Raw genomic sequence first — 628 nt, forward strand, 5'->3', positions numbered from 1 at the left:
GCATCGACGAGGCCCTTGGCGACAGCCTCGTCGATGCCGGCCGCGAGCTGCGCGGCCTCGGACAGCCCCTGGTCGGCGAAGAGTTCGGCCAGTCCGCCCGCGTAGCCCTGGCCGACGGCGCGCACCTTCCAGGCGCCCTGCCGCCGGTACAGCTCCAGCGCGACGACGGCCGACTCCAGGTTCAGGCCGGTGATGGTGTAGCTGGCGACCTCGGTGCCGTCCAGGCCGGTGACGGCGACGAAGGGGGCCGCCACAGATCCGAAGCGGGCCGGCCCGACGCCGGCGTTCGCGGCGGGCAGGGCGAGCAGCACGCTGACGCGGTGGACGGCGTCGGTCATGGCGTCCAGGTCGACCGCGAGCCGGTGGTCGGCGGCCGCCTGGCGCGACACCTCCAGGCCGGGCTGCACGGGGGCGCCCGGATGGGCCACCCACTCCGTGCCGTGGATCCGTCCGTTCTCGTCGCCGAGTGCGGCGGCGGCCGCGACCGGTGTGCCGGCCGAGATCCGGATCTCCAGACGGGACTGGGACAGCGGGTGGTTCTGCCCCCGCACCAGCTCGGCCGTCATCGCGTTGGTCCCCCTGTGTCGCGTCGGTGTGTCGGGTGCGCCGAACCGGCCCCCGCGCGGGG

Annotated in this window: 1 protein-coding gene; it reads right to left on the minus strand. The window is 75.5% G+C overall.

What is annotated here, in order from left to right; all coding sequences use genetic code 11:
- A partial coding sequence (locus tag CCN29_RS29230; RefSeq protein WP_143661399.1) for a TerD family protein occupies positions 1–566 on the minus strand: 566 nt, incomplete at its 3' end.
- Positions 567–628: the final 62 nt, after the last annotated feature.

The sequence above is a fragment of the Streptomyces pseudogriseolus genome (assembly GCA_002154585.1).
Lineage (GTDB): Bacteria > Actinomycetota > Actinomycetes > Streptomycetales > Streptomycetaceae > Streptomyces > Streptomyces pseudogriseolus.